The sequence below is a fragment of the Cellulomonas marina genome (assembly GCF_900111925.1).
Lineage (GTDB): Bacteria > Actinomycetota > Actinomycetes > Actinomycetales > Cellulomonadaceae > Cellulomonas > Cellulomonas marina.
Genome location: NZ_FOKA01000028.1, coordinates 1 through 6,525 on the forward strand (window position 1 = coordinate 1; position 6,525 = coordinate 6,525).

Genomic DNA, 6,525 nt, shown 5'->3' on the forward strand with positions numbered 1-6,525 from the left:
TAGGTCTCTCGAAGAATCACGCGGTGACCGCCTACACGTCTACGACGACGCCCTCACCAGGGCCGGGCTCGCACACCACTCTGCGGGACGCCACTTGCCCAGGCCTGCGACGGTCGGGGCATCGTGACGCCCGCGGAGCCGGGGGTCGTTGCGTCGCGCCGTCCATGGTGGGGCCGTCGTTCATGACATGGGTCGCGTCCCATCCGACGCCGGACGGGTCGAGCATGCCCGCGATCATCGCGACGTGGGCCACGACGAGGAAGATGCCGACCAAGGCACAAGCCGCGACGACGACGGCCCCACCCAGGCCCGCCGCCGCTGGGCGGTCAGCGGCATAACCGCTGCTTAGCCCGACGCCCGACGACGTGCCGTAGCCCGGTGGCGGGACCTCACGCCCACTCGCCAGCCGCCGCCCACACCTGCGCATCCGCGTCATCCACATCGCCGGATGCTGTGCACGCCTCGGTGGGGCCGTTGCTCGACTCACCGCTGAGCGCCCGGCGCTGGGCGCCTTCTCGTACGACGTTCGGCTGAGGCCTTCATGAAACCTTCATGGCGGCCTTGGCCCTCTCACCGCGCGCGCACGCTAGCGGCTTCGTAGCGTCGAAAAGGTCCCGCGGCGCGCGCCGGGCGCCGGCCGCACGACCTACCGCCAGGAGGCCGACATGAAGACCAGCGAGATGCTCGACACGTACCCCGCGACGATCAACCTCGACCGCCAGCTGCTGGCCATGGTCATCGACGCCCTCGTTGCGTGTTCGCAGGCGTGCACGGCATGCGCGGACGCGTGCCTTAGCGAGGAGATGGTCGCGGACCTTCGCAAGTGCATCCGCTCGAACCTCGACTGTGCCGACAGCTGTGCGACGACGGCGCGGATCCTGTCCCGCCACACCGCCTACGACGCGAACCTCACGCGCGCCCACCTCGAGGCGTGCATCGCCGCCTGCCGCGCCTGCGGAGACGAGTGCGAGCAGCACGCAGGGATGCACGAGCACTGCCGCATCTGTGCGGAGGCGTGCCGGGACTGCGAGACGGCGTGCGGCGAGCTGCTCGCGGCCCTCGGCTGAACCTGCTCCCGCGCCCCGGCGGCTGCCCCCAGCCGCGCGCGAGCCGGTGAAGTACACCGGCAGGTGACACAGCGAGACGAGGAGGACTAGACGATGCCGACACAGCGTGAACACGAGGGCGGTTCGACGGACCAGCACGATGGCGGCGCCCATCACGGTGGTGAGGAGCACGGCGGCGGGCAGGGTCATCCGATGAAAGGCATGTACCTCCGATTCGCGGCCATGATCCTCACGGCCATGGTGGTCATGTACTGGGTCATGTTCGTCGGCTCGTGGGAGTGGAGCCACGTGCGCTTCAGCCAGAGCCGCGTCTTCATGGCCATCACCATGGGCGGCACGATGGGCCTGATCATGCTCGGCTGGATGCTGAACATGTACAAGAACGCCAAGGCGAACATCGCCGTTGTCGTCGTCAGCGTCTTGCTTCTCGCCGGCGGCGTAGCCCTCGACCGCAGCCAGGTCACGGTGGGTGACACCGCCTTCATGCGCGCGATGATCCCCCACCACTCCCTCGCGATCACCCGCTCCGAGCGCGCGCAGATCGAGGACGTGCGGGTGTGCGAGCTCGCCGTCGAGATCATCGAGGCCCAGCAGCGCGAGATCGCCGAGATGGACTGGCTCATCGAGGACATCCAGCGCAACGGCATCGCGGCGACGGCGGCTGAGGCCGACGCGCGCCCCGTCCCCGACTTCCCCGGCACCGCGCTGCGCTCGTGCCCGAGCCCCTGAACTGATCGGGAATATCGGACTTCAGCCGGTAGCTCTCGACCATACCCCCCAGGGGTATAGGTTGGCGACGACGGTGAGGCACGGGCCGAGGAGAAGAGCCATGAGCGACGCGCACCAGGGCCACGACATCAAGGGCGAAGTGCGTCCCGAGCGTGGGCAGCGTGGCCGGACAGCACCGAGGACCGATCCGCCGGCTCATGACCGCCACGGTGGCCACGACGCCGGCCAGATGGAGCACGAGGGTCATCACCTCCCGTCGCACGTGGACGCGCACAGCGGAGGTCTGGGGCCTTCCGCCGTCGACGACGGCCAGCGCCCGGGCGCCGAACACGGCCGCAGCCGCCACGGGGACCACGGCAACAGCCATGGCGGAAGCGGCGGTCACGGGGAGCACGGCAACGGGCACGGCGACCACGTCGCGCTGTTCCGGCGCCTGTTCTGGATCAACCTCGCGCTGGCAGTGCCGACCGTCCTGCTCAGCGGTATGTTCGCCGACCTCCTCGGCTACTCGCTCCCCGACAGCCCGGGGGTGGCCTGGGTTGCGCCGATCCTCGGCTCGGTCATCTACCTCTGGGGAGGGCGGCCGTTCCTGACGGGAGCCATCACCGAGGTTCGGGCTCGCAAGCCCGGGATGATGCTGCTGATCGGGATGGCGATCAGCGTCGCGTTCGTCGCGTCGTGGGGCGCCACGCTCGGGCTGCTCGCGCACGACCTGGACTTCTGGTGGGAGCTCGCCCTCCTGGTCGTCATCATGCTGCTCGGGCACTGGCTCGAGATGAGGTCCTTGGCGCAGACGTCGTCGGCGCTGGATTCCCTGGCGGCACTCCTGCCCGACGAGGCGGAGAAGGTGGACGGTGACTCCACCGTCATGGCCGCCCCGTCCTCGCTCGCGCTGGGGGACGTCGTCGTCGTCCGGCCTGGTGGCCGGGTGCCCGCCGACGGCCAGGTGGTCGACGGCACCGCCGATGTCGACGAGTCGATGATCACGGGTGAGTCGAGGCCCGTACGCCGAACCATCGGGGACCAGGTCGTCGCCGGGACGGTCTCGACCGACAGCGCTCTGCGCGTGCAGGTCGACGCCGTCGGGGACTCCACCGTGCTGGCCGGGATCCGCCGTCTGGTCGAGCAGGCGCAGTCGTCCACGACGCGCGCGCAGCTGCTGGCCGACCGTGCCGCCGGGTGGCTGTTCTGGTTCGCCCTGATCGCCGCGGTGATCACGGTCGCGATCTGGAGCGCCGTCGGGACGCCGGACTTCGCCGTCATCCGCGCCATCACGGTCCTCGTCATCGCCTGCCCGCATGCCCTGGGACTGGCCATCCCGCTCGTGGTGTCGATCTCCACCGAGCGCGCCGCCCGCGCTGGCGTCCTCGTCAAGGACCGGGCCGCGCTCGAGCGGATGCGGGTGGTCGACACGGTCCTGTTCGACAAGACCGGGACGCTCACCAAGGGTGAGCCGGCCGTGCACGACGTCGCTGCAACGGGGGCCGATGACGGCGAGCTCCTCGCTCTGGCCGCCGCCGCAGAGACCGACAGCGAGCATCCGCTCGCGCGGGCCATCACTGCGGAGGCGGGCCGCCGAGGGCTGCCCGTGCCCCGGGCCGACAGCTTCGAGGCGTCCACAGCGGTCGGCGTCTCCGCCACCGTGCAGGGCCGCCGCGTTGCCGTCGGCGGGCCGAATCTCCTGACCGAGCGTGGAATCGACCCCTTGCCCGAGACCCGGCAATGGTCCGATCGCGGCCAGATCGTGCTGCACGTGCTCGTCGACGGACAGGTGGCCGGGGCCCTGGGGCTCGCCGACGAGGTCCGGCACGAGTCCCGAGAAGCCGTCGACGCCCTCCACGCTCTCGGCATCCGCGTCGTGATGATCACCGGCGACGCCGAGCCGGTGGCCAGGGCCGTGGGCGCTGAGCTCGGCATCGACCAGGTCTTCGCCGGCGTGCGCCCCGAGGACAAGAGCAGCAAGGTGGCCTCCCTGCAGGGCGCCGGGCGGAACGTCGCGATGGTCGGTGACGGCGTCAACGACGCACCCGCCCTCGCGCAGGCCGACGTCGGCGTCGCCATCGGCGCCGGCACGGACGTCGCGATCGCCTCCGCCGGTGTCATCCTCGCCTCCGACGACCCCCGGTCGGTCCTGTCCGTCATCCAGCTCTCGCGTGCGGGCTACCGGAAGATGACGCAGAACCTGTGGTGGGCTGCCGGCTACAACATCGCAGCCGTCCCACTCGCAGCCGGTGTTCTCGCCCCGATGGGCTTCGTGCTGCCGATGGAGATCGGCGCAATCCTGATGTCGCTGTCCACCGTGGTCGTGGCTGCGAACGCCCAGCTCCTACGGCGTCTCAACCTGAGCCCGGAGGCCTCGACAGCCGCAGCACACGACGTCCAGCGTGTCGGACCGCCGTCCCGGACGGCGGTACCCGCCGCCTGAGGAGACGACCCTTCATCGAATCATCATCGCCGACGGCGATTTCGGTCAGCGAAGTGGCGCGCCATCGTGAGCGAGGATCTCCACATGCGCTCTCAGTTCCCCCTCGCCACCGTCGTCGTCGCCAGCGCCACTTTGCTCGCCGGCTGCTCCGCCACGACGTCCGACGACGACGTACTCGCCGACCTGGGTCTCGACGGCTTGACCGGTGAGGAGATCGTCACGCAGCTCGACGCCTCCACCGAGAGCCGGCCGCTGGACTTCACCGCATCGGTGCGCGAGGACGAGGTGCTCGTCGGCGACGGCACCACGGAGGTCGCCGTCACGCTCGACGACGGCCAGTTCTACCTGTCGATCGCGCCGTACGTCGAGAGCACGCACGAGTGCTTCTTCCACAGCCTCGCCGGCTGCCAGGGCGAGCTCGTCGAGGAGCCGGTGGAGGTGAGAATCACCGACGCTGACGGCGCCGTCCTCATCGAGGAGAGCGCCACGACGTACTCCAACGGGTTCGTCGGCTACTGGCTCCCTGAGGACGTCGAGGGCACGGTGGAGATCACGCAGGGCGACCTGAGTGGCAGCGTCCCGTTCAGCACGACGGAGGGCAGCCCGACCTGCCTGACGACGCTCCAACTCACCTGACCCCCGGGACGGTCGCTGTGAGCCGGGCGACGTAGGCCTCGAGCGCTGCCACTGGGATCTTGTGCAGCCGTCCGACGTGGACCGACGTGATCTCGCCGGCGGCGAGCAGGTCGTACATGAGAGTGCGACCGATGCCCAGCCGCCGAGCGGCCTCGACCACGGTCAAGAGCAGCCTGTCGTCGTTCTCGACCACGACGTTGAGGACGCGGTCCTCACGGACGACCGGGCTGCGGTCGGTGGTGATGTGCACCTGAGCTGTCGCGGACATGGCCCACCTCCGAGCGGATGTTGGGGCACCACTCTCCGGGCATCCACTAGCCGCGCCGATGACGGGGCCGAGGTCGCAGCGTCCCGATCGATAACGCCCCGCCCACAGCTCGCGCGTCATCAATGACGTCCACAGTTTGGCCTCCGCGTCATCGCCACGTGCATAGGCGCTGAGCAGCGTCGTCTCCGACCGGCACACGGAGGAGGCCACGATGGACGACCGACGCACGCATACCACCGCGCTCGCTCGAGGGACGGCGCCAGCAGAGATCCGGCGGGACCGCGATGGCCTCCTCGACCACCTCGCCGCCATCGACGTCGAAGGGTGGGACGGCCCATCCGCGACGACGCTCCTGACGTACCTGCGCAGCCACGTCATCCGTCCGCTCGCCGTCGACGTCGGACTCAGGGGAGCCTGCGCCGTTCACGCCGAGGCGACGGCCTGGGAGGCGGTTTGGCTCCAGCTCCTCGAGCCGTCCCTGCGCAGTGTCCACTCGCCCTGGGGCGTCCTGTGGCAGACGGCGCGTCGCGCGATGCTGGGTGAGATCCTCGCCGACCGCTGGGGTGTCTCGGCGAGGCGGGCCTGGGAGCTCGACGCCGCCGAACGAGCGGGCGAGATTCGGCGTCCCCTTTCCCTCGAGCCGCTTCTCACGACCGGCTGGGAGCCACCCGAAGGCACGTCCGGAGTGCACAGCGGCCCGCTCGACACCGCCGTTTGCCTTGCCGTCCAGGCACTCCACGAGGCCGGATGGCCGGCCGACGTCGCGACGCGAATCGTGCACGACACGGCCGAGATGGACGGGCCCATTGGTGCAGGCACGACAGCCGTCGGATGGCGCCCGTTGGCCAAACGCCTCCAGCTCCCACCGTGGCAGGCTCGCCGACTGGTCCTTGTCCTCCGCGGTTCAGGCGGCACCCCGGGCCTCCTTGCCCGGCTGCTCACCGAAGGCCCGTCGGTCGTCGACGACACCGAGATCCGCAGGGCTCTGCGGACGACGCGGAGGCGGAAGCTGCGTTCGCCGATGTCCGACGGTGCGACTGCGACGGACCGGGTCGCCGAGGTCCGGGCGGCCTCGTGACGGCGACTAACAGATCGTTGAAGTGCGACGCGGTCCACAGGTCGGGGCGCGGATGGTGCCATCTTCTCCCCTGTCGGCGCACACCTGACGTCATGACGCCACCGCCGGGCCTCGGCCACCCGAGAGACACAAGGGTTCACAAGTCGCGACAACGGGTGTCGAATGGTGCTCCGTGCCGTGATCGGCGCGGGCCAGGGCATTCCCGGCACCGTTTCTGGGGGGACGGTGAGTGGCGTCCCGCAGAGTGGTGTGCGAGCCCGGCCCTGGTGAGGGCGTCGTCGTAGACGTGTAGGCGGTCACCGCGTGATTCTTCGAGAGACCT

At 70.1% G+C, this 6,525-nt stretch carries 7 protein-coding genes; 5 read left to right on the plus strand and 2 right to left on the minus strand.

The window, feature by feature from the left end; translation table 11 throughout:
- Window positions 1-31 precede the first annotated feature (31 nt).
- Window positions 32-442 carry a DUF6803 family protein gene (locus tag BM048_RS19090; protein ID WP_090035321.1) on the minus strand — a complete coding sequence of 137 codons (411 nt, stop codon included), beginning with the start codon at window positions 440-442 and terminating at the stop codon, window positions 32-34.
- A gap of 223 nt (window positions 443-665) precedes the next feature.
- Here BM048_RS19090 and BM048_RS17515 point away from each other — a divergent pair, with 223 nt between their 5' ends.
- The 4 genes from BM048_RS17515 to BM048_RS17530 all read left to right on the plus strand — a co-directional run bounded on the left by BM048_RS17515 (window position 666) and on the right by BM048_RS17530 (window position 4,857).
- Window positions 666-1,067 carry a four-helix bundle copper-binding protein gene (locus BM048_RS17515; protein WP_090035322.1) on the plus strand — a complete coding sequence of 134 codons (402 nt, stop codon included), beginning with the start codon at window positions 666-668 and terminating at the stop codon, window positions 1,065-1,067.
- A gap of 201 nt (window positions 1,068-1,268) precedes the next feature.
- Entirely contained in the window at window positions 1,269-1,796 is a 528-nt protein-coding gene (locus tag BM048_RS17520; protein ID WP_239079071.1) for a DUF305 domain-containing protein, read from the plus strand.
- 229 nt (window positions 1,797-2,025) lie between these two features.
- A complete protein-coding gene (locus BM048_RS17525; RefSeq protein ID WP_090035325.1) occupies window positions 2,026-4,221 on the plus strand; it encodes a heavy metal translocating P-type ATPase in 2,196 nt (731 codons plus the stop codon).
- An 84-nt stretch (window positions 4,222-4,305) separates the two neighbouring features.
- Window positions 4,306-4,857, plus strand: coding sequence for a CueP family metal-binding protein (locus BM048_RS17530; protein ID WP_090035328.1), 552 nt, complete (start codon window positions 4,306-4,308; stop codon window positions 4,855-4,857).
- Here BM048_RS17530 and BM048_RS17535 read toward each other — a convergent pair.
- The gene (locus tag BM048_RS17535; protein ID WP_090035330.1) at window positions 4,850-5,125 is read right to left on the minus strand and encodes a helix-turn-helix domain-containing protein; all 276 of its coding nucleotides are present in this window, start codon (window positions 5,123-5,125) and stop codon (window positions 4,850-4,852) included. The two genes, BM048_RS17530 and BM048_RS17535, sit on opposite strands and share 8 nt — an antisense overlap.
- A 211-nt stretch (window positions 5,126-5,336) precedes the next feature.
- Between BM048_RS17535 and BM048_RS17540 the strand changes: the two genes are divergently transcribed.
- Window positions 5,337-6,203, plus strand: a complete 867-nt coding sequence (locus BM048_RS17540) for a hypothetical protein (RefSeq protein ID WP_090035333.1) — start codon at window positions 5,337-5,339, stop codon at window positions 6,201-6,203.
- Window positions 6,204-6,525: the final 322 nt, after the last annotated feature.

Coding starts and splice junctions, on each gene's coding strand:
- BM048_RS19090 (WP_090035321.1), bottom strand. CDS start 442: ATGTGGATGACGCGGATGCGCAGGTGTGGGCGGCGGCTGGCGAGTGGG.
- BM048_RS17530 (WP_090035328.1), top strand. CDS start 4,306: ATGCGCTCTCAGTTCCCCCTCGCCACCGTCGTCGTCGCCAGCGCCACT.
- BM048_RS17515 (WP_090035322.1), top strand. CDS start 666: ATGAAGACCAGCGAGATGCTCGACACGTACCCCGCGACGATCAACCTC.
- BM048_RS17540 (WP_090035333.1), top strand. CDS start 5,337: ATGGACGACCGACGCACGCATACCACCGCGCTCGCTCGAGGGACGGCG.
- BM048_RS17520 (WP_239079071.1), top strand. CDS start 1,269: ATGTACCTCCGATTCGCGGCCATGATCCTCACGGCCATGGTGGTCATG.
- BM048_RS17535 (WP_090035330.1), bottom strand. CDS start 5,125: ATGTCCGCGACAGCTCAGGTGCACATCACCACCGACCGCAGCCCGGTC.
- BM048_RS17525 (WP_090035325.1), top strand. CDS start 2,026: ATGGAGCACGAGGGTCATCACCTCCCGTCGCACGTGGACGCGCACAGC.